At 62.1% G+C, this 19,520-nt stretch carries 15 protein-coding genes and 1 tRNA gene; 10 read left to right on the forward strand and 6 right to left on the reverse strand.

Annotation, left to right across the window (positions count from 1 at the left end):
- The first annotated feature begins 155 nt into the window (after nucleotides 1–155).
- Nucleotides 156–623, forward strand: coding sequence for a response regulator (locus VKS22_05940; GenBank protein HLW70146.1), 468 nt, complete (start codon nucleotides 156–158; stop codon nucleotides 621–623).
- 24 nt (nucleotides 624–647) lie between these two features.
- Here the strand turns inward: VKS22_05940 and VKS22_05945 are convergent, their stop codons facing one another.
- A complete protein-coding gene (locus VKS22_05945) occupies nucleotides 648–1,430 on the reverse strand; it encodes a DNA repair exonuclease (protein ID HLW70147.1) in 783 nt (260 codons plus the stop codon).
- A gap of 54 nt (nucleotides 1,431–1,484) precedes the next feature.
- On the opposite strand from VKS22_05945, the gene aroF reads away from it, so the two are divergent.
- The 4 genes from aroF (at nucleotide 1,485) to VKS22_05965 (ending at nucleotide 6,929) form a co-directional block, all read left to right on the forward strand.
- Nucleotides 1,485–2,492: a 3-deoxy-7-phosphoheptulonate synthase gene (gene aroF, locus VKS22_05950; GenBank protein ID HLW70148.1), complete on the forward strand. Its 1,008-nt coding sequence runs from the start codon at nucleotides 1,485–1,487 to the stop codon at nucleotides 2,490–2,492.
- 294 nt (nucleotides 2,493–2,786) lie between these two features.
- Nucleotides 2,787–3,941: an alanine--glyoxylate aminotransferase family protein gene (locus VKS22_05955; protein HLW70149.1), complete on the forward strand. Its 1,155-nt coding sequence runs from the start codon at nucleotides 2,787–2,789 to the stop codon at nucleotides 3,939–3,941.
- A gap of 4 nt (nucleotides 3,942–3,945) precedes the next feature.
- Nucleotides 3,946–5,553, forward strand: a complete 1,608-nt coding sequence (gene serA / locus VKS22_05960; protein ID HLW70150.1) for a phosphoglycerate dehydrogenase — start codon at nucleotides 3,946–3,948, stop codon at nucleotides 5,551–5,553.
- An 80-nt stretch (nucleotides 5,554–5,633) separates the two neighbouring features.
- Complete coding sequence (locus VKS22_05965; protein HLW70151.1) at nucleotides 5,634–6,929, forward strand: adenylosuccinate synthase; 1,296 nt, start codon at nucleotides 5,634–5,636, stop codon at nucleotides 6,927–6,929.
- Here the strand turns inward: VKS22_05965 and VKS22_05970 are convergent.
- From VKS22_05970 to VKS22_05980, 3 genes are read right to left on the reverse strand one after another with little or no spacing between them, the layout of a single operon-like run.
- On the reverse strand, nucleotides 6,926–7,447 hold the full coding sequence (locus tag VKS22_05970; GenBank protein ID HLW70152.1) for a nuclear transport factor 2 family protein: 522 nt from the start codon (nucleotides 7,445–7,447) through the stop codon (nucleotides 6,926–6,928). The two genes, VKS22_05965 and VKS22_05970, sit on opposite strands and share 4 nt — an antisense overlap.
- A 50-nt stretch (nucleotides 7,448–7,497) precedes the next feature.
- Nucleotides 7,498–9,198: an amidohydrolase family protein gene (locus VKS22_05975; GenBank protein ID HLW70153.1), complete on the reverse strand. Its 1,701-nt coding sequence runs from the start codon at nucleotides 9,196–9,198 to the stop codon at nucleotides 7,498–7,500.
- 14 nt (nucleotides 9,199–9,212) lie between these two features.
- The gene (locus VKS22_05980; GenBank protein ID HLW70154.1) at nucleotides 9,213–10,409 is read right to left on the reverse strand and encodes a serine hydrolase domain-containing protein; all 1,197 of its coding nucleotides are present in this window, start codon (nucleotides 10,407–10,409) and stop codon (nucleotides 9,213–9,215) included.
- Between the two features lie 227 nt (nucleotides 10,410–10,636).
- Here VKS22_05980 and VKS22_05985 point away from each other — a divergent pair, with 227 nt between their 5' ends.
- Nucleotides 10,637–11,767, forward strand: coding sequence for a hypothetical protein (locus tag VKS22_05985; protein HLW70155.1), 1,131 nt, complete (start codon nucleotides 10,637–10,639; stop codon nucleotides 11,765–11,767).
- A 70-nt stretch (nucleotides 11,768–11,837) separates the two neighbouring features.
- Here the strand turns inward: VKS22_05985 and VKS22_05990 are convergent, their stop codons facing one another.
- Nucleotides 11,838–13,532: an alkaline phosphatase family protein gene (locus VKS22_05990; protein HLW70156.1), complete on the reverse strand. Its 1,695-nt coding sequence runs from the start codon at nucleotides 13,530–13,532 to the stop codon at nucleotides 11,838–11,840.
- Between the two features lie 119 nt (nucleotides 13,533–13,651).
- Here VKS22_05990 and VKS22_05995 point away from each other — a divergent pair, with 119 nt between their 5' ends.
- The 3 genes from VKS22_05995 to VKS22_06005 all read left to right on the forward strand — a co-directional run bounded on the left by VKS22_05995 (nucleotide 13,652) and on the right by VKS22_06005 (nucleotide 15,836).
- Nucleotides 13,652–14,323, forward strand: coding sequence for a CADD family putative folate metabolism protein (locus VKS22_05995; GenBank protein HLW70157.1), 672 nt, complete (start codon nucleotides 13,652–13,654; stop codon nucleotides 14,321–14,323).
- Nucleotides 14,324–14,433: 110 nt separating this feature from the next.
- On the forward strand, nucleotides 14,434–15,546 hold the full coding sequence (locus tag VKS22_06000; protein HLW70158.1) for an amidohydrolase family protein: 1,113 nt from the start codon (nucleotides 14,434–14,436) through the stop codon (nucleotides 15,544–15,546).
- A gap of 214 nt (nucleotides 15,547–15,760) precedes the next feature.
- Nucleotides 15,761–15,836: transfer RNA gene (locus VKS22_06005), tRNA-Phe, on the forward strand.
- An 87-nt stretch (nucleotides 15,837–15,923) separates the two neighbouring features.
- Here VKS22_06005 and VKS22_06010 read toward each other — a convergent pair.
- Entirely contained in the window at nucleotides 15,924–16,496 is a 573-nt protein-coding gene (locus VKS22_06010) for a hypothetical protein (protein HLW70159.1), read from the reverse strand.
- Nucleotides 16,497–16,799: 303 nt separating this feature from the next.
- On the opposite strand from VKS22_06010, the gene uvrB reads away from it, so the two are divergent.
- On the forward strand, nucleotides 16,800–19,013 hold the full coding sequence (gene uvrB / locus VKS22_06015) for an excinuclease ABC subunit UvrB (GenBank protein ID HLW70160.1): 2,214 nt from the start codon (nucleotides 16,800–16,802) through the stop codon (nucleotides 19,011–19,013).
- The last annotated feature ends 507 nt before the right edge of the window (nucleotides 19,014–19,520 follow it).

Below are 19,520 nucleotides of genomic sequence, written 5' to 3' on the forward strand. Positions count from 1 at the left end.
GTCGCGCCGCCATCGTCATCTCTAATGAGCCACCAGTTATGAAAATCGCGATCCGGTGACGGCCCGCTAGTTGCTTAACTTAATTGCGTAATTGACGAACGTATCGGGCTTTCGCCTGTATACTTGCTGTTACGACGAGGCCGCGGAGGTTGCTTATGAGTTTGCGCGTACTAATCATTGACGACTCGGTCTTCGTTCGCGACGTTTTGCGCCATCACCTCGAGTGCCTCGGATGTTCGGTCGTCGCCGAAGCCGAGAACACCATGCAGGCGCTCGATCTCTTTCGTACGGTGTCGCCCGATCTGGTTACCCTCGACGTCGCGGTTCCGCAAATCGGCGGTCTTGGGGCACTCGCGTTGTTCCGCATCATGCGCAGCGAGAATCCCGACGCCGCCGTCCTGGTAATCAGCGGCCTGGCCTTCCCCGAAGTCAAGAAGTCCTTCCTGCGCGAGGGCGTCCTGGATTATCTGACCAAGCCGTTTACCGCTGAGAGCTTCGAGCGGATGCGCCAGCGACTCGCTGAGACTTTCCCGGCTCTGAGCCAGCCTGCAACCGCGGCGCCGCCGATGCTCACCAGCAATCGCGCCGCCGAGGGTGAGCCGGACTTGCACGGCTACAAGTAGGAAAGATTCTTAGCGTTCCGCATACTACCCCGCGGCAACGATTGATACCGCTGACGGGTCGGTAACCATCACGCGGTCGATCTTGACCGACGCGCCCGGCGTGCAGTTAACCTCCGCCACCCAACCCGCCTCCGATCCAGCATAAAGCGGCGCAGGCGTTCCGCAATAAAATGCCCGTGTCGCCCCGTGTGAGACATCGCCAAACAGATGGACGTGGCCGAGCGCGATGTAATCATAGCCGCTCGCCTCGATCTCCTGCGGCGTGATCGGCGACGACCGATGGGTCTCACCGCCCTCAGTATAGAGGCCGTGCGCCAGCGCGATATTCCAGCGATCGCCGGCCGCCGGTGGAATTCCCAGCAAGGGCCGATAGTCGGGAGAATGTTCGTTCAGAGCCCGGCCCCACAGGCGCGCGCCCAGCTCCGGAAAATCGAGGGTCCTGCCATCAAGTTCAAGTATTAGATGAAGATTCACCGGAAGCGTCTCTGGCGGCATCGCCGCATAGATCGAGCGCTCATCATGCGCGTCGTGATTGCCCGGAATCATCACCACCGGCATCCGCGCCCGTCCGATCGTGCGCATCGCCGAGTCCAGCGCTTCAGCAGTGACGCGGCTGGAATCAAAGAGATCGCCGACGATCAGCAGCAGATCCGCCTGCTTTTGATTCGCTAAATCAACCACGCCGTTGAACGCGCCGCGAACGCGCTCACGAAAGGCGTCGCCGCGCGGCCCGCCGCCGAGCGTATCGCTCTCCAGATGCACATCGGAGGTATGGATCAACCGCAAAGGCTTGAGTGATTCACGCATCGAGTGTCGTCTTCCTCAATTGAAGCATACTACAATGTCTCTATGATCATAGTGATGAAGCCGCACGCGAGCGAGGCTGACGTCGATTACGTCATCGCCGCGGTCGAGGCCCTCGACTACCGCGCCCACGTCATCCGCGGCGTCGAGCGGACCGTCGTGGCCTGCGTCGGCGAGGAGCGCGGCGAGGGCCATTCACTGACTCATCTCGAATCGGTCGCCGGGGTCGATCGCGTGATGCCGGTGCTGCGCACCTTCAAACTCGCCAGCCGCGAGGTCCGTCCCGAAGGCTCGATCGTCAACGTCAACGGCGTGGCGATCGGCGGGCGCCGTCTGGCGATTATCGGCGGTCCGTGCGCGGTCGAAAGCCGCGCTCAGGTTGATGGCGCCGCCGACGCGGTCAAACAATCCGGCGCTCATCTGCTGCGCGGCGGCGCGTACAAGCCGCGCACCTCTCCCTATGCCTTCCAGGGGATGGAGGCCGAGGGCCTCACCCTGCTCGAGGATGCGGGCCGGCGCGTCGGCTTGCCGGTCGTCACCGAGATCATGGACGCCCACGATATCGAGAATGTCGCCGCGCACGCCGATATGCTCCAGGTCGGCGCGCGCAACGCCCAGAATTACTCCTTGCTGCGCAGTCTCGGACGGCTGCGCAAACCGATTCTGCTCAAGCGCGGGATGTCCACGCGGCTCGAGGAATTTCTGATGGCGGCCGAATATATCCTCTCCGAGGGCAATCCCGACGTCGTGCTCTGCGAACGTGGTATTCGCACCTTCGAAACAGCGACCCGCAATACGCTCGATCTCAACGCCATCCCGCTGCTCAAGGAGTGGACCCATCTGCCGGTGATCGTCGATCCGAGCCACGGCACCGGCATCTGGTCGCTGGTCACCCCGATGGCTCTGGCGGCGGTCGCGGCCGGCGCCGACGGTCTCCTCATCGAGGTCCATCCCGATCCGCGCGCGGCCTTCTCGGACGGCCCGCAGCAGCTCACGCCCGCCAGCTTCGCCGCCCTGATGGCCGCGCTCAAACCGGTCGCCGAAGCGGTCGGCCGATCGCTTTGATGGGTCTCGCACAGGGAGCGAGGCCCACCAAGGAGTTTGACGGCACCACGGGTGCTGCTCACAGGAGTGCAGCGTTGAACCTAAGACCGTAGAAATGGCTGGCGCTTATCGGTGGCCTCTAAGCCCGCGACGGCACCGAATCTCAGCTTGACTCGCGCGCGGCGATTACCCATTATCAATCAGCAGCCTTGGGGGCTTTAAGATGCATTGGGGTCTGGCGCTTCGCGATAGCGGGCACCAGGCTTTTTTTTGGCCGCCGCGGCTTCATATAATCAGTCCAAACTATCTAAAGTATTGGCGACGCTGAAGAAATATCTATTCACGCCCGGACCGGTTCCGGCGCCGCCCGAAGTTCTGCTCGAGATGGCGCGGCCGCTGATTCATCATCGGACGCCCGAATTCAGCGCCGTGCTGGACGCGGTGCGTGACCGCCTCAAACCGCTTTTCGGCACCCAGCAGGAGGTGATCCTGCTGGCGTCGAGCGGCACCGGCGCGATGGAGGCCGCGGTCACCAATCTGCTCGAAGCAGGCGACGAGGCAATCTTCGTCAATGGCGGCAAGTTCGGCGAACGCTGGGGCAAAATGATCGAGGCATATGGTGCTCGTCCGCGCGAAGTGAAGGTCGAATGGGGACGCGCGCTGCGGCCGGAGCAGATCGAAGAGGCGCTGAAGGCGTGGCCAGCGGCGCGCGCGGTGTATCTCCAGGCCAGTGAAACTTCGACCTGCGCGCTCCATCCGGTGGCCGCGATCGGCGCGCTCACCCGCACCCGCGACGCGATGCTGGTGGTCGACGGGATCACTTCGGTCGGAGTCTTTGAGCAGCGCATGGACGATTGGGGCGTCGATGCGTTCGTGACCGGCAGCCAGAAGGCTCTGATGATCCCGCCGGGGCTGGGCATGATCGCGTTATCTGCGCGGGCGGTGGAGCGCGCGAAGGCGAATCATGCGCCGCGCTATTATTTCGATCTGATGCGCGAGCTCAAGGCTCAGCGCGACGACCATCTTACGGCCTACACCCCAGCCGTCTCGCTCATCTTTGGCCTGAACAAGGCGCTTGAAATGATCCACGCTGAAACCCTGCCGAGTGTCTTCGCGCGTCACGAATTGATGGCGCGAGCGACCCGCGCGGCGGGTGCGGCGCTCGGGCTCGGATTGCTCGCAGCGGACAGCCCCGCGCCGGGGGTGACCGGACTGTTGACTCCTTCCGGCTTCGACAGCGGCAGGCTCGTGCGCCTGATGCGCGACGAGCTCGGCGTCTCAGTCCAGGGCGGGCAGGATCATCTGAAAGGCAAGCTCGTGCGCATTGGCCACATGGGCTATGTCGGTCCGTTCGACATGCTCGTGGTGATAAGCGCGCTCGAACTGGGACTCCAACGCCTGGGCTATGGAATCGCGCTGGGCACGGGCGTCGCCGCCGCCCAGCAGATAATTGGACAGGGCCTTAAGTAGCGTCATGGCGGAGGGGAGCGTAGAAAAATTCCGCGTGCTGCTGAGTGATTCCCTCGCGCCGCAAGGGATCGAAATCCTCCAACGCGAGCCGCGCATAACTTTCGACCTGAAGACTGGGCTGAGTCCGGCTGAATTGGCCGAGGTCATAGAACCATACGAGGCCCTGGTCATTCGCAGCGCGACGCGCGTCACACGCGAGCTCCTTGATCGCGCCAAATCCCTTAAGGTCATCGGGCGGGCGGGCGTCGGCGTCGACAACGTTGACCTCGACGCCGCCACGCGGCGCGGAATCGTCGTGATGAACAGCCCGATGGGCAATAGCGTCACGACCGCCGAACACACGATCTCGATGATGATGGCGCTGGCGCGGCATATCCCGGCGGCCAATGCCGCGCTGCGCGCCGGCCTGTGGGAGCGCGGCAAGTTTGTCGGCACCGAGGTCTGCAACAAGACCCTTGGCGTCATCGGGCTCGGCAATATCGGCCGGATTGTCGGGGAGCGCGCGAGCGGGCTGAAGATGCAGGTTATCGGCTTCGATCCGATTCTCACGGCGGAAGCCGCGGCTCGAATGAATATCGAAAAGGTTGAACTCGATGAGCTGCTGCGACGCGCAGATTTCGTCACCGTGCACGCGCCGCTAACCGACGAGACGCGCGGGCTGATCGGAGCGGCGGCCTTCGCCAGGATGAAGACGGGAGTGCGCGTGATCAACTGTGCGCGCGGCGGCATCGTGGACGAGGCGGCGCTGCTCGCAGCGCTCGATACGGGCAAGGTGGCGGGTGCGGCGCTGGACGTTTTCGTCGAGGAACCACCACCAAAAGATCATCCACTAATCCATCATCCGCACGTGATCGCAACGCCTCATCTGGGCGCGGCGACCGACGAGGCGCAGGTCCAGGTTGCGATCGATATCGCGAGGCAAATCACGGAGTTTCTCACCGAAGGAACGATTCGCTACGCAGTCAATATTCCGGCGCTGAGCGTCAAGGAGCTCGCAGTCCTCGGTCCGCATCTCAATCTCGGAGAGAAACTTGGGCAACTCGTCGCGCAGTTGATTAATGCGACGCCGGCCCAGGTGACGGTTGGTTTCGCGGGCGAGGCGGCAAACCTTCGCGGCGAGCCGATCGTCGCGGCAGTGCTCAAGGGTCTGCTCGGCGGCTTTTTGGATCAGGCGCTGAATTACGTCAACGCGCCTTTTTTTGCCCGCGAGCGGGGCATCACGGTGACCGAGACGCGGTCGCGCGAAACTGCCGATTACATAAATACCCTGACGATCACCGTGCGCACGGAGAACGGCGTGCATGAGGTGGCCGGCGCGGTCTTCGGCAGCCGCGCGATTCGGATCATCCGGATCGACGGCTACCGCATCGAAGCGCCGCCGGAAGGCTACTTCCTGATGCTGCATAATCGCGACGTACCGGGCGTGGTCGGGGCGGTAGGTACGATGCTCGGTGAGGCCGGCATCAATATCGCCGGGCTGGAACTGGGACGCGATCGCGCCGGCGGGATGGCGCTCAGCCTGCTCCAGATAGATGGACCGGTGCCGGTGGCAGTGCTCGAACAGCTCAAGACGCATCCGGCGATTGTCTCGGCAGCGACCATCCGGCTCTGATCGATGAACTTCGGGAGTCGGAAACATGCGCGGCGGCACGCGGCGCGATCACGCTCGCAAACGGCAGGCATGCAGGAGAAATGAAGAGCGTCGCAGTGGTCGGTGCGCAGTGGGGCGACGAGGGCAAGGGCAAAATCGTTGATTTGCTCGCCATCGACGCCGACGCGGTCGTACGTTTTCAAGGCGGGAACAACGCCGCACATACCCTCGTGGTCGGCGGCGAGAAATTCATTCTGCGGCTGATCCCGGCCGGCGCGCTCCATCCGGGCAAAGTGTGCGTGATCGGCACCGGCACGGTCGTTGATCCGATCGCGCTGGTCGAAGAGATCGACGCCTTAAAGCGGCGCGGACGGACGCTCGGCCCTGACGATCTGAAGCTCAGCTACGACGCGCATTTAGTCCTGCCGTATCATCGCGCAATCGACCGCGCACGCGAGGCGCGGCTCGGCAGCCGCGCGATCGGCACGACCGGATTCGGCATCGGCCCGGCCTACGAAGACAAGATGGCGCGGGTCGGTTTGCGTTTCGACGAGATGGATAATCTCGCGGCTTTCACGGAAAAGCTTGAACGCAATATCGCCGAGAAGAACGCGTACCTGAAGAGTGTCCTTAAAGCGAAGCCACTCGAGGCGCGCGCGATCGTCGATGCGGTCGGCAAAGCGCGACGCCGCTTGCGTCCTTATCTGTGCGATACGCCGGCCTTCCTGCACGACGCCATCACGGCCGGCAAGCGCATCCTGTTCGAAGGCGCGCATGGCGTGATGCTCGACATCGATCATGGCAGCTATCCGTTCGTCACCTCGTCGAACTGCGGCGCGAGTGCGGTCTTTGGCGGGGCGGGAGTGCCGGCCGGCGGCCTGGACGCTGTGCTCGGAATCACCAAGGCCTATGCGACGCGGGTCGGCGGCGGGCCGTTCCCCTCGGAGATCAGCGGGCGCTTGGCCGACGCCCTGCGCGAGGAAGGCGCGGAATTCGGCAGTGCGACCGGCCGCCCGCGCCGCATCGGATGGTTCGACGCCGTCCTCGCGCGCCACGCCATTCGGCTCAACGGCATGTGGGGTTTGGCGGTGACCAAGCTCGATGTGCTGACCGGAATCGACCCGATCCGCATCTGCATCGGCTATCAAAGCGGCGGCAAACGTTTCGGCGAAATTCCGCCAAACCGCCGCATCCTCGACCGCGTCAAGCCGGTTTATGAAGAGCTCCCGGGTTGGAGCGAAGACTTGAGCGCCGCCCGCAGTCTCAGTGAACTGCCGGCTAATGCGCGCGGTTATCTCGATCGCATCCGCGAGCTCTGCGGCGTGCAGCTCGCGATTATCGGCGTCGGCGCCGCGCGCGACGCCACGATCGTGCTCGAAAACCCGTTCCGCGTCTAACGCGCTGCGACCTTCACCGGCAGGTTCATTTGTGCCTGCCCGGTCGCGGGATCGATCGGAAACGAGGTATGCATGTGGAAGATTTTCCACTGCCCATCGACCTTGTGGTAGCAATTGGTCACGCGGAACGTCGCCTCGTGCCCTACCCCGTTCTTGTCCTTCCAGGTGAAATGCTGGAGGCTGTGCGCGACGCCCATCGTGCCGTCGGTCTCGACCCGTAGATCTGCGAAGGCGCCCTTGACCTCCGTCGTGCCGCCGAAGAATTTCTCCAGATCGCCGTGAACCGCCTTGTAGCCGACGTATTCGAGACCCGGGATGTAATCGTAGGTCGTGATGTCGTTGGGGTCGTAGAACGCGATCAGCTCGTCGGCGGTATTGGCGGCCAGCGCCTTGGTTTCTATGTCAGTGATTTCCGCCTTCGCATCGGTGCTGGCGCGGGCGTTGAAGCCATAACTCCAGAACAGCATCATCGCGCCGGCTAGCGCTGCGATCGTCAATCCGATTGTTCTCACTTTCATTTCTGTCCCTCCTGGTGCATCGGGCCCATGACCCGGTGATCGGACGCGGACTACTGACCGCGGACGACCTTACCCGGCATCGCGCCGGTGGGCTCGCCATCTTCGAAAGTCACCTCGCCGCTGACGATTGTGAATTTGTAGCCGTCCGCGCGTTGCACGAATCTGCGGCCATTCGCCGGCAAATCGAAAACCATTTCGGGCGGATGCAGCCGTAAGCGATCAAATTCGATCAGGTTGATGTCCGCCTTCATACCCGGCGCAAGGGTTCCACGATCGCGCAGGCCATAGAGTTGTGCGGTGTCGTGAGTCTGACGCTTGACCGCGAATTCAAGCGGGATGCGCGCGCCGCGGCTGCGATCGCGCACCCAATGCGTCAACAGATAGGTCGGCATGCTCGCGTCGCAGATCACGCCGCAATGCGCGCCGCCATCGCTCAAGGAGAGGATCGTATGCGGGTTCGTTAGCTGCGGCAGAATCGAATCGAACGAATAGTTCTTGTAGGCCAGCGGCATATAGATGATTTCGCGGCCGTCGCGTTCCAGCAAAGTGTCGTACGCGACCTCCTGCGGCGTCCGATGCGAGCGCTGGGCGCGCTCCAGGATGCTGCGGTCGGCAGTCGGCTCGTAGTCCGGCGGATCGCCCAGCGAGAAATGATGCTTGAAGCCGGCGACCATTCCGAGGGTCTGTTCTTCCTTGACTGCCGGCGCGTCATTGAGAATCTGTGCGCGGACGTCAGGGTCGCGCATCCGCGCAACACGCTCCTGGAGGCTGAGCCCGGCCATCAGTTGGCGATAGCTGCGATGGGTGCTGAACGGATGCACGGAGCTTTGCAGACTCATCAGCGTTCCCGCCGGCCGCGCAGCCACTTGCGCCACCATCCGCGCGCCACGCGCATTGCTGCGCTCGATGAAATCGAGAACCTCGCGCATCTTCATTCCAGAGCGGCGCGAAATCAGGGCGGCCAGAGAAATTGGGCGTTGGGTTTCGGTTGACAGCCGCGCCATCCATTCGAGATCGGCGTCATCGCCGGTGATATCCGAGATTATCTCAAAGACGCCGTGGCCCGTTTCGCCCATCGCGCGTCCCAGCGCCACGACCTCTTCAACTGCCGCGAAGGTGCCGGGCACGAAAGCCTTGTCGCGTGTGCGATGGATCAGCGTGCGCGAGGTGCTGACGCCGAGCGCGCCGGCCTTGACACCGTCACGGACGACCGCGGCCATCTGCCGCATATCCTCGGCCGTAGCAGCCTGATTATCCGCCCCACGCTCGCCCATGACGTAGGCGCGTACGGCGCAGTGCGGCACATGGGTTCCGACATCCAGCACGCGGCGCATCCGCGATAGTGCGTCGAGGTATTCCGGGAAAGTCTCCCACTCGAAATTGATCCCGGCCGTCAAAGTCTCGGTCGGGATATCCTCGACGCCGTCCATCATGCGGATGAGAAATTCCTCTTTGCCGCGCGCGACCGGAGCAAAGCCGACGCCGCAATTTCCCATGACGAGAGTCGTGACGCCGTGCCAACTCGACGGCGACAGATAGGGGTCCCAGGCAACCTGACCGTCATAATGCGTGTGGATATCGACCCAGCCGGGCGTGATCAGCAAGCCGTTCGCGTCAATTTCGCGACGACCCGGACCGGCCTTGCCGCCGACACTGACAATCTTGCCGTCGGCGAGAGCGAGGTCGCCGTGGAAAGCAGGCGCGCCGCTACCGTCAACAATTCGGCCATTGCGAATTACTAAATCGTTCATGGGGGTTTCTCCTTTCAGGCGGCGCAGACGGCGGCCAGACTCGAGATCGCGACGCCGCGCCGACCCTGGCGAATTTCGTTGCGATCGTAACCATTGGTGCAGTAGCCGATAGAAATTCCGCTCACTGGATCGCCCCATCCGAGTTGACCGCCTGCGCCGCCGTGGCCGAAGGCCTCAGGGGAGGTGGCGCGGCCGAATCCGCGATAGTTCGCGAAGCCGTCGTCGCCGGCGACGATAACACCCAGCGCGCGATTGCATTTGTATTTGAAAATCGGATCGAAATAATCGCCGGAGCGCACGCGCAAAGCCTCTTTGAGCACCGCGGGCTTCCAGATCGGCGCACCGCCGGCCACCGGCGGATTGTGCAGCAGCCCCTGATAGAACATGGCGAGCTCGGCCGCGGTCATGATGCCGCCGCCACCGGGCGCGCCCGACTCGCGTACTATCGGATGGTTGAAGCCAATTATCGCGTCCTCGGTAACTATGGTTTCCGCTGGAGGCGGCGGAAAGCCCATCTTCGCATAATCTGCGGGCGCCAAGGGTTCGCCGATGCAGACGACCTCGGCGATGCGACCCTGTTCAGCCGGCGGACGTCCGAGGCGCAGCTCGGGCAGGCCCAACGGCGCCGCGATGCGCTCGCGCACGAAGTCGCGAAAATCCATTCCGGAGCGGCGGCGGATGATTTCGCCCAGTACCCAAAAGGCCGAGAGGCCATGATAGACGAAGCGCTGGCCGACCGGGAATTGCAGCCGCCACTCCTTGAACCGCTCAAGCATCCGCTTGCGATCGAGCCACTCCGGCTGTGCGTAAGGGGCGAACGGGAAGCCGCCGGTATGGATCAGCAACTGCTCGACCGTGATGGCGTCCTTACCGTTGGTGGCGAACTCGGGCACGATACTCGCCGCGCTTTCACGGACGTCGAGTTTGTCGTCACCGATCAAAATCCAGATGGCGGCGGAGATGATCGCTTTGGTGCAACTGAAGACAAAAAAGAGCGTGTCGTCGGTTACGGGCCGATCGGCGCCGCCTTGCACGGCGTGGCCGAAGGATTTCATTGCGGCGATCTTACCGTTGCGCGCGATCGCGATTTGGCACGATGGCAGCAGACCTTCGGCAACCTCGCGCTCGGCGCGTTGCAGAAGCAGATCAATTTTGGCCGGGTCAAGACCGACCGCGCGAGGATCCTCGGCGAAGAAATTCTTGCTTGGCAAAGCTAATCTCGCTCCCTGATCAGATTAGGTGGATTGATAACACGAAAGCGGGTCGGACCGACAGTCACGGCTGGGCTAAAATTTGCCGGGCGGGGACTGCTTCGTCTATAATGAGTCTCGCTCGATTCTCAAACCCGCAACCCCAGATCACTTGACTGCCGCGAGAATCGCGCGTCCGGTCTGGGCGAACGACACACCCACTTTCTTAACTCGGAGGCACTAAACCAATGAATTCGACGAACCAGCTTTTTAACCCGCGCTACGGCCATCGCGGCCGCAGCGCACTCTATTCATTGACGATCATCCTCGCAGCCGTGATCGCATACCCGCAAATCTCGGCGGCCAAGCCTAAGCCCAAGATTACCGTCGCGCTGTGGGTAGCGAATGGCACGAACGTGCTCGAATTCGATCCGGGCGATTTCAAAAAAGGCACGCACAACACCAAGCCCCATCTGACCCTCAATAGCGCCGCCGGGTTCGGCGCGCCACAGGGTGTAAACTTCGACACGGCGGGCGATCTTTGGGTGATCGACGGCGGCACGACCTTCGTTGGCGGCACTTCCGCGCCGGCGCTCGACGAGTTTACACCCACTCAGCTCAATGACCTGAAAAAGAAAAAGGACAAGACGCCTGCGCCGAACGTGACGCTGACTTCGACCTCTTTCGTCTTTCCGCAGCAGGCGGTGTTCGACACACTGGGGAATCTGTGGGTGAGCGACAATGGCGCCAACTCGGTTTTCGCCTTCACCGCCGCACAACTACTGGCCGGCGGCGCGCAGACGCCGACCGTCACCATCACCTCGAATCCAACTTTCACGGGACCGCTGGGCATCACCTTCGGCGCCAACGGGAATCTGTGGGTTGCGAACAACGGCACGACGACTATTTTCGAATTCAACGCCGGGGATCTACCCCCGCTAACCAGTGTCTCCTCAGTGACTTTAACGCCTAACGTCATTCTGTCTGACGACGGGGCTAATTCGATTCAGGGACCGTGGGCACTCGCCTTCGACGCCACGGGCAATTTATGGTCCAGCAACGCCAACACGCCCTTCACCGTGGTCGAATTTGCGCATGCGGTGCTCGGGGCGTCGGGCAGTCCGACGCCGGCCGTGACGCTCAGCCCGACGACCGACAAGAAGGGCAACGACACGCTCGCGGCGCCGAACGGGATCGCGTTCGACAATCTCGGTAATCTCGCGACCGTCAGTTCAGCGACGCCGTTTGGCGTTGGGAGCTTCGCCGTTAGTCAGCTTACCGCTGGTGGAGCGGTAGTGCCGAATACGTTGCTGGTCGGTAAGCACACGACGCTTAGTGCCCCGGCCGGATGTAACTTCGGACCCAACGTGAAGAAGTAGATACCGCCTGTCTCCGCGGTCACGCGCATCATTCAACGGATGCGCGTGACCGCATCTCCAGAGCCGGGGTCTATTGCTGCGCCGCTGAATGTGGCGCGGAACTCGTCGTTGACTGAAACAATGAGCGGACGAGCGGGGTGATATCAAGCTCGGAGGGCGGATTACCCTGTGCCTGCCGGACGACTTGGCGCAATTCTTCGCCGGTCGAGGACTCACGCGCGAGAATCAGCGGGATGTTGCCGTCGAGAAACTCGGCGCTGCCGTGCCATGAGTAATGGCTCTCGGAGGCGAAGTAATAACGTTGCGCGATCGGAACCCTCGGCCCGGTGCGCGCAAGCAGGATGATATCGCCGGCGCGATTACCGAACTTCCCGTTTCCCAGCCAATTCATCCGCCGCTCGAGATCAATGAGATCGTTGCGCGGATGGCGTTCCAGGTAATCCGAAATCGGCACGAGCCGATGGCCGTTGAAAATCTCAAACGGGTTGGCGTCGACGCCTGCGCCCACCGGCTTGCGCGAGAAGATCAGATCGATCGTGCCCTTGAGCCGCGGAATCGGTTTGCCCCAGCGGTTACTGCGGTAGAGCGCGCGCAAGACCGGCCGCACGTCCTGGTCGAAACGCGGCGGCTGGCCCCAACGGCATTGATCGTCGTCGTGCGGACAAGTCGAGCGGTCGGCGAGATAGATGTATTCCATGAAGCCCTGCGAGGCGACGACGGCCTGGTAGTCCTTGTCCGGATCCTCGAGTAACGGCCGGCGCACGCGAAATCCGACCTGCTTGAGCAAGCCGAACGGGGTGTCTGCGCCGGTTCCGATCGCGTGAGCATCATCCTTCATGACCGGCGTATGGCCGTGGTCGGCGATGATCAAGACGTACGTGTCCTTCAGCGCGTTATTTTGCCGATAAGCTTCGAGAATTTGACCGACGGCCGGATCGACGACGTGCTTGTAATAGTAGAGTTGTGAGTGCAGGGGATTTTCCGCCTCGTGCGTGTAGATATCGAGACCCGGAAAATAGACCACCTGCAGATTGGGCAAGCCATGCTCCTTGATCGCCTCGGTAACCTTTTGCACTGACGACAGATCGAGCGAACCCGCCACCGACTTCTCCGCGTCCTCGCCGACCAGTGCGCCTTTGAGCAGGTCGATGGTCATGCCCGTGAAGGCCGAAGGATCGATTGTTGTGAACAGGGTTGCGCCCCGATAGACCATCAGCATCGAGACGTAACTGCGTTGCGTGGCTTCGAGATCATAGAGCGTGGGCACCGCGAGTTGCCGGCCGACCAGATCGTCGGTGACCATCTTGGTGAAGTCTCCGGTGTCTCTCACGGTGACCGGCACCGGCGCGTAGAACTTTCGCGTCAGACGATCGAACCACTCGTCACCAGCGATACCGTCGTCGGCCGGCGGCGCGCCGGTGAAGATCGCCGACCACGCGGCGACGGTGCTCGACGGCAGGATGGTCTCGACGTCGGGCGCGGAATAAGCGTGTGCGAAGAGGTCCGGGCTCTGCTGCTGTCCCATCAGCGCAGCGATAAAAGGCGCATCGCCTGACCGGATCGCTTGCATCAAGACGTCGTGGCCGCCGCCATCTAAGGCCAGGATCAGCACATGCGGACCGGCGGGCGCGACCGCAGGCGGGGCCTTGGTCAACTGCTCCTCGCCGCCGTGGCGTAAAACTCGGCCGATCAGCGTGCAACCGGTTTGGGTGATGAGAATGGATAGTACGCCCAATGCCAGTATGGCGTGCTTCAGTTTTTCCACGATAGGTTCGCTCGATTTTTGGGTCATTAGGCGCGCAGCTTAGCGGATTTCCAGCCGTTACTCGACCGCGAGTTGCTCGCCGGATAGACTTTGGCCGTTTGCCCCGCTAGGAAGTAATTATGAGTATCAACAACAACGGCATCATCGCAGAGCTTGATCGAATCGTAGCTGGCCGCCATCTGCTCCAGCATCCTTTTTATCGGGAGTGGACGGCGGGAACGCTCGAGCTTGACGCCCTGCGCGAATATGCGCGGCAATATTACCGGCACGTCGAGGCCTTTCCACGCTATCTGAGCGCGATCCATTCGCGCTGCGACGATCTCGGGACGCGCCAGGCGCTGCTGGAGAATCTGATCGAGGAGGAGCGCGGCGAGCGCAACCATCCGGAACTCTGGACGCGTTTTGCGCAGGCTTTCGGCGTCACCCGTGACGAGCTGTCGAAGAGCGCCCCGCTCCCGACGACGGAGAATCTGGTCGAGACGTTCTATCGCCTCAGCCGCAACACGCCGATCGCCGCTGGGCTCGCGGCGCTCTACGCTTACGAATCGCAGATGCCGACGATCGCAGACGCCAAAATCGACGGGCTCAGGCGCTTTTACGGCGTTACCGACGAGGATGCGTATTCATTCTTCAGCGTCCATCGCGAGGCCGACGCCGATCATGCGCGGACCGGGGGCGCGTTGATCGAAAAGTTGGTCGAAACTTCGAACGATCGTGACGCCGTTATCGCGGCGGCGAGAGCAGCCGTCGATGCCCTCTGGACGATGCTCGACGGCATCCATCGGGGATGACCCTCGCGGCGGTTGCGCCTGAGGTCAAGTCGGCGCTAGTAGAGAGGCAAGCGTGACCGAGACGAATCGCTAACGGTTTGGCGGCGCGCATTGTTTAGGAGGCAATCACGATGGCCGATGACACCCTGATTTCAGCCGATTCCCATTTTGTCGAACCGCCCACGATGTGGGCCGAGCGCGTCGATAAACAATTCCGCGATCGCGCGCCCCATACGGTCAAAGGACTCAACGGCCGCGACGGCGAATGGTTCGTCTGCGAGAATATCACGCCGATGGCGGTGGCTGGGTTTTTCGGCGCCGGCGTACCCTCGCCGGATTTGCCGGCGCACAATAAAAAAACTTTTGACGAAGCGCCGAAGAGCGTCTGGGACGCGGCCTATCGGATCGCCGATCAGGATCGCGACGGCGTGCGCGCCGAAGTCATCTACACCTCGATGGGGATGCCGCTGTTCGGACTCGACGATGCCGGGCTACGCGCGGCTCTGTTCCGCGCCTTCAACGACTGGGCCTGCGAGTATTGCAGTCACGATCTCAAGCGACTGGTCCCGCTCGGGCTGATCACGCTCGAGGATATCCCGGGCGCAGTCGCGGAACTCGGCCGGATCGCCAAAAAGGGGATGCGCGGCGCGATGATCTGGGCGGAGCCGCCGAGCGACAAGCCCTATAGCGATCCCGCCTACGAGCCTTTTTGGGCGGCTGCAGCCGACCTCAACATGCCGCTCTCGCTGCACATCCTGACGGCGCGCGGCGGCACCGGCGCGAATCCGACGGCGGGCGGCAATTTCTTGCTCTCGCTCGCCAATCTGCATCATCAGATCGAGCGTTCGATCTCCGTTTTGGTCTTTGGCGGCGTTCTCGATAAATTTCCCAAGCTGCGGATCGTCTCGGCCGAGAACGACGTCGGCTGGATGGCCTATTTCATGTACCGGCTCGATACCGTGCAGAACCGCCTCGGCGCGCTTGGCGGACTCAAGTTGCCGCTGCGCGCGAGCGAGTACATCAAGCGGCAGGTATTTGCGACCTTCATCGCGGACCCGGTCTTCATCGATTCACTCCATCGCTACGGCGCCGACAACATCATGTGGTCGTCGGATTATCCGCACACAGCGGCGACCTTCCCGCGTTCGCGCGAGATCGTCGCGAAGCGATTCGGTACGCTGCCGCCGGAGCAGCTCTCGAAGATCGTCCGCGGCACAGCGGAGCGGGTGTACGGCCTGGGCTGACGCTCCCACGCGCGCAGCTGCCGCTGCGCGTACGCATATAGCGGGTCGGCACCTTCGACTCCCCTTTGTCATTCCCGGGCGTGGCTGCCGCGCGAGGAATCCCGGAGCGGTGTCTGGGGTCATCCTCCTCAGCCTGCATAGCGGGTTGCAACGTTTCGGCGCGATCTATAGCTTCGTTAGCTTGCCGCGGAACGCGGCAGCTTCGCGTCGCGGTGGGCAGGTAGCTCAGTCGGTAGAGCAGAAGACTGAAAATCTTCGTGTCGGCAGTTCGATTCTGCCCCTGCCCACCAGATAACACTGACCACTTAAATATAGGACCCCCCGGGACTCGCTGAGCAGTCCCGGGGGCCCTTATCGACGTGCTCGCTGGACTTCAATCAGTAGGTAACTGAACCCGATTCAGTGAATTGTTCGGCGCCGAAGATGCCCAACTCGCCCGGTGGAGTGCCGGGTGCGGCGAGCACCGCATTCGTAAAAGTAATAGTGATGGTGCCCGTCGCTGCCGCGAACTTTCCGCTTCCGGCGGTAACCGTGTACGTCAGCGCGCCACCCTGCGAACCGGTCGTGAGGCTAGCGCAAAAAGTGTCCGACGACGACGGCGTCGCCAGCAGAAAAACTTGTCCCTTGGCGAAGGTCGTCACCGCGTTCGACTGAACCAGAGTGTATTCGACGCCCGCAGTTGTGTCGGGCGCCGTGCAAGTGGTCGTCGTCGGCGACCATTCCGCAACGGTCTGACCTGTGTACGAGCCGCCCACGTTGTCTTTGCCGGAGTACGTTACGATGTCCGCGTCAGCGAGGCCGTCATAGCTGAAGACGGCAAAGGTAAATGATCCGTTGCCGGAGCCTTTGACAGTCTTCACGGTTTTCGCGGACGCCGAAGAAACCGCGAATATCGCTACCATCATTCCTGCTACGAGTGCGTAGCTCAGTCGTCCAACCCCTGTTTTCATACTCTCCTCCGTGGAATGGCTAGTGCAGCAAACGGCTGCTGCGGACCTGCATTCATTCGCGCTGACATTTAGATTCATCCGGATTGAATGCTGTTGGCGAAGCATCCTATAGATTGGCGTGGGAGTGCGCAAGCCGGTCGTGCTTCGGAAAGAGAAGCACTGCGCCGACGACTTGAAATCGTAATCAAAGCTAAAAATGCTCGTTCGGATAACGCCCAAGTCCGCGCTTGGACCGGACGGCGAAACAGTGACTGAAAACGTTCTCTGGACGCGATTTCTGCCCGCGAGACCTGGAATGCTAGAATGCCGTTCATGCTGTCGTTGGCGCGCGGACGCGAGGGGGTCTTCAAACTGGTCTCGGGCTATCGGCCCGAGGGCGACCAGCCGGCGGCGATCGAGGCGCTCGCACGCAACGTCACCGATGGCGTGAAGCAGCAGGTGCTGCTCGGCGTCACCGGATCGGGCAAGACCTTCACGATGGCGAACGTGGTCGCGCAGGTGAACCGGCCCACGCTCGTGATGGCGCCGAACAAAACCCTCGCCGCCCAACTCTACAACGAGTTCAAGAGCCTCTTTCCAGAGAACGCGGTCCGCTACTTCGTCTCCTACTACGACTACTACCAGCCCGAGGCCTACGTCCCCTCGACCGACACCTTTATCGAGAAGGACGCGAGCATCAACGACGAAATCGACAAACTCCGCCACTCCGCGACCAAAGCGCTGCTCGAGCGCAACGACGTCCTGATCGTGGCGTCGGTCTCATGCATCTACGGGCTGGGCGAGCCGGAAGTCTATTTCGAGATGCTGGTGTTCCTCGAAGAGGGACAGACGCTCGATCGCGATCGGGTGTTGCGCAAGCTGGTCGAAATCCAGTATCAGCGCAACGATTACGATTTCCATCGCGGGACCTTCCGCGTGCGCGGCGACACGGTCGAAATCTTTCCGGCCTACGAGGAGAGCCGCGCGGTGCGCGTCGAGTTCTTCGGCGACCAGGTCGAAGCGCTCTATGAGATCGATCCGCTGCGCGGCAAGGTGATTCGCAAGCTGCAGGCGGTCGCGATATATCCGGCCTCGCATTACGTGACGACCTCCGATCGGATGGAGATTGCGGTCCGCGATATCAAGGAAGAATTGCGCGAGCGGTTGGAATACTTCCGCCATGAGAATCGTCTGCTCGAAGCCCAGCGGCTCGAGCAGCGCACGCTCTATGATCTCGAACTACTGGCGGAGATGGGCTTCTGCCCCGGGATCGAGAACTACTCGCGCCATCTGACCGGGCGGGCGCCGGGTGAGCATCCCCCCACCCTGCTCGAATATTTTCCCAAGGACTATCTCTGCTTTGTCGACGAAAGCCATGTAACGATCCCGCAGATCGGCGGGATGTATCGCGGCGATCGTTCGCGCAAGAGCACGCTGGTCGAGTACGGATTCCGGCTGCCCTCGGCGCTCGACAATCGGCCGCTCAATTTCGAGGAATGGGAGGGGATGACCAATCAGGTCGTCCACGTCTCGGCGACACCCGGCGACTACGAACTCACCAAGTCAGGAGGCCTCGTCGTCGAGCAGCTCATCCGGCCGACTGGCCTCATCGATCCCGCGATCGAAGTGCGGCGTGCGGGCACGCAGGTAGACGATCTCCTCGACGAGATCCGCAAGCGGGTCGCGATGAACGAGCGCGTCCTCGCCACCTGCCTGACCAAGAAGATGGCCGAAGACCTGACCGACTACTATCACGATCTCGGCGTGCGGGTGCGCTATCTGCATTCGGATATCGAGACGATCGAGCGCGTCGAGATTATCCGCAGCCTGCGCAAAGGCGACTTCGACGTGCTGGTCGGGATCAATCTGTTGCGGGAGGGACTCGACCTACCCGAGGTTTCACTGGTCGCGATCCTCGACGCGGATAAAGAAGGCTATCTCCGCTCAGCCCGCTCATTGATTCAGACCATCGGGCGCGCCGCGCGCAACCTGAACGGCCGCGTCATCATGTACGCCGATACCGTCACGCGCTCGATGCGCAATGCGATCGACGAGACCGATCGGCGCCGGGCAAAACAGGTCGCCTACAACGAAGCCCACGGCATCACGCCCGCGACCATCGTCAAGGCGATCGACGCCTCGCTGGTCGAGATGTACTCGCCCGAATGGGCGGTCGTGCCCGAGATCGACGCCGCCGCGAAATCCCGCAACGACGACAAGTCGGTGCCGGCGCACGAATTGCCGGATCATATCAGCCGCCTGCGGCGCGAAATGATGGACGCGGCCGAGAAGCTCGATTACGAACGCGCCGCCGAGCTGCGTGACCGGATCAAGCGGCTCGAACGCCAGGTCTTCGGGATGGACGCGCCACCTCCTCCGCCCGCTCAGCCCCCCGGAAGCGCTCGTTCGAAAGTCGATGGCAAGTCCGGCCGCGTGGAAAACGCTGTCGGACCGCGCCGACCGGGTCGCGGCCGTACACGGCAAAATACCCCGACACCACCGCGAGCAGGTCGTCTCAAGCTGACGCCGGACCATTGAGCTAACGCCAGATCGTTAGTTTCCCTCGCCCTCCTCAGCTCACCGGGCCTCCTGCTCGGGTTTTGATTCAATCTGGGACACTTTCTCTCTTGAGTCAGTAGCCCAGAGCTAGTATCGTTACCAGCTACCAGAACATGTCAGTGACAAACATAGGAATAACAAACAATGAGCCGCCCAAGACGGAGCATCGATTCCTAGGCTTTTATCGGCGCATCGTCGAGGGCGTCGCCTACTACGTCTATCGATGCGTTTGTGGGTACACGGAGGGCGTACCGCTCCATGGCGGTCCCGGGCGACCGCTCGATCGGCAATTCTGTCTTCGTCCTGACGCGCGCAACGTCGCGAGGCATCGTGATCTGGAGCGGGCTCACGAAGTGAACTGAATCTTTGACAGATTGCGCCCTACGCGCTGCGCCCCCGGACTCGCCCCCGCTCGGCACGCCCTACGACCTCGCAATGCACCCCTAACTAGAATCTTGACGCAGCTCGCAGACTCGCCTGCTCGCT

This window comes from Candidatus Binataceae bacterium (assembly GCA_035308025.1).
Classification (GTDB): Bacteria; Desulfobacterota; Binatia; order Binatales; family Binataceae; genus JAJPHI01.